The 1,087-nt window shown below is 55.3% G+C and carries 2 protein-coding genes; both read left to right on the top strand.

The genetic code is table 11. From position 1 onward, the window contains the following. A partial coding sequence (locus tag CDE01S_RS18785; protein ID WP_218016553.1) for a hypothetical protein occupies positions 1-326 on the top strand: 326 nt, incomplete at its 5' end. Between the two features lie 200 nt (positions 327-526). After that, the coding region (locus CDE01S_RS17970) for a metallophosphoesterase (RefSeq protein WP_157077213.1) at positions 527-1,087 on the top strand (561 nt) is incomplete at its 3' end.

Genomic DNA, 1,087 nt, shown 5'->3' with positions numbered 1-1,087 from the left:
CATATGAGGCCACGCGGAGCATCCTGGTTGCCGACATCCATGACCTATTGCCGCTCCTAGCGAAAGACAAGGGCGATCGGACCACTCTTGAATCAGTACATGTCGTGACTCCAGCGTATTTGAACGGCTCCGGCGGATGGCAGATGGACCGCTTGGTGGCTATCTGGCACACCAAGGACTCGGTGGACGGTGAGTCAATCGATTTGAACGTAGAGATCCTGGAGACTGTCGGGGGCAAGCTCTACCCAGCCTTTCCGATGGAGAAGATCGTTGAAACGCATGACGATCTCACTCTAGTTTGGCAGCATCCACCCGAGCATCCTTAGCGCCTGCCAACGAAATACGAAGTCTCGTGATTTCGGGGCGCCTGCCATCAACGCGTGGATTGAAAGCGCAAAGCCGTTGAGGTCCAAGGACCAAGATCCAGATCTGTTGCCAATACGAGAAGCAGCTGCTCCTCATCTGTGGGCAGTCAGCGGAGAATACGCGGACGAAACACCACTACAGCCACGTCCAGAAGAACACGATGAAACTGCTAGTACTCAGCGATCTGCATAACGAAATCCAGCCCATGAGCCGTGAAGTTGACGGCCTTCGCATTGATCGCGACGTAGATGTGGTTGTTTTGGCTGGAGATATCCACGAAGGCGTGCAAGCGCCTAAGTGGGCGCGCCAAACGTTTCCAGACAAAGAGATCATCCTGGTGGCCGGCAACCATGAGTTCTACGGCCAGTACTGGAACCGCAATCTGGTCAAGCTACGGGAGACATCGGCCGAGCTGGGAATCCATTTTCTTGAGAACGATGCAGTCGAGCTATTTGGCTTCCGATTCCTTGGTAGCTCGCTCTGGACAGATTTCGCGCTGCACGGGGATGAGCAACTTCAGGAAAGAATGCGGCACGCACTCGAGCGGATGACGGACTACCGGAGGATCAAGCTTGACCGTATAGCCGGTGAGAACAGGGATTTCAGGGAATTCCGATCGGTGACTCTGGTGCCTGAGCTGACTCGCCGACGGCATCGCGAATCGGTTGAATGGCTCGACCGCGAGCTCAATCAAGGTGATCCTGCTCGCACAGTGGTGGTG

Origin of the sequence: Curvibacter delicatus NBRC 14919, from assembly GCF_001592265.1 — a bacterium.
Classification (GTDB): domain Bacteria; phylum Pseudomonadota; class Gammaproteobacteria; order Burkholderiales; family Burkholderiaceae_C; genus Hylemonella; species Hylemonella delicata.
This window is presented reverse-complemented; position numbering and strand designations above follow the sequence as displayed.